The organism is uncultured Campylobacter sp. (assembly GCF_938040115.1).
Classification (GTDB): Bacteria; Campylobacterota; Campylobacteria; order Campylobacterales; family Campylobacteraceae; genus Campylobacter_A.
Genome location: NZ_CALHXD010000111.1, coordinates 1 through 1,141 on the forward strand (window position 1 = coordinate 1; position 1,141 = coordinate 1,141).

Below are 1,141 nucleotides of genomic sequence, written 5' to 3' on the forward strand. Positions count from 1 at the left end.
GCTCATTTACGCCGCGGGCGCGGTACCAGTTAGCCTGTGCGCCTCGGACGAAGGACCGATAAACGCTGCTCACGCCGAGCTTCCGCGCAATCTTTGTCCGCTGATCAAAGCAAGCTACGGCTACGCGATAACCAAAAAATGCCCCTACATGAACGCTAGCGACGTAGTGGTCGGCGAGACCACCTGCGACGGCAAGAAAAAGATGTACGAACTGCTAGCAAAGCACAAGGAAGTCCGCGTTTTAGAGCTGCCAAATATGACAAATAAACGCAGTTTGGAGCTTTGGACGCAGGAGCTACGGGAGTTTAAAGGCTATTTGGAGCAGCGTTTCGGTACGCAAATAACGGACGAAAAACTAAAAGAGACGATAGAGATTTTTAACGAGGAGCGAGACGCGCTAAACGAGCTAATGGAGCTTGGCAAGCTAAATCCAAGCCCGATTAGCGGTAGCGAAATGCATCAGGTGCTGTTTGCGAGCGACTACATCTACGACAAAAGCAAAAAGATACGCATGCTACGCTCCTACGTCAAGGCTCTGCGCGAAAAAGATATGAGCGGCGCCAAACACAAAAAGCGCATCATCATCACAGGCTGCCCGAGTGGGGGCATCTATGAAAAGGTTGTCAAGCAGATCGAGGAGCTGGGTGCTGACGTGGTGGCCTTTGAAAACTGCACGGGCACCAAAAACTATCAAAATAATGTAGAGCTAGAGGGCGACCTGGTCGCAAATATCGCCGAGCGCTACCTTAAAATTCCATGTTCGGTGATGTATCAAAACGACGCCAGAGGCGATATTATAAAGGAATTTATCCACGAGTATCAAGCCCACGGCGTCGTTGATGTCGTGTTAAGCGGCTGTCACACCTACGCGATCGAGACAAACAGGATCAAAGAAGCAAGCCGCGAAGCGGGAGCAAACTATATGAGCTTGGAGACCGACTACTCCAAACAAGACGTGGGGCAAATTCGCACGCGTTTAGAGGCGTTTATAGAACTGCTTTAAGCGGGTAGCTCGAAATTTTAAAATGAAGAATTTTCTAAATTTAAAAACAAACCAAAGAAAGGAGAGATTGCATGAAATTTAAAGAGATAGACGAATCTCGTCGCGGCTTTTTAAAAGGAGCTTTGGCAGCGGCAGCCA

1 protein-coding gene is annotated in these 1,141 nt (G+C 48.8%); it reads left to right on the forward strand.

Annotated features, from left to right (window positions below):
* The coding region (locus tag Q0314_RS04335) for a double-cubane-cluster-containing anaerobic reductase (protein ID WP_298056904.1) at positions 1–1,003 on the forward strand (1,003 nt) is incomplete at its 5' end.
* Between the last annotated feature and the right edge of the window lie 138 nt (positions 1,004–1,141).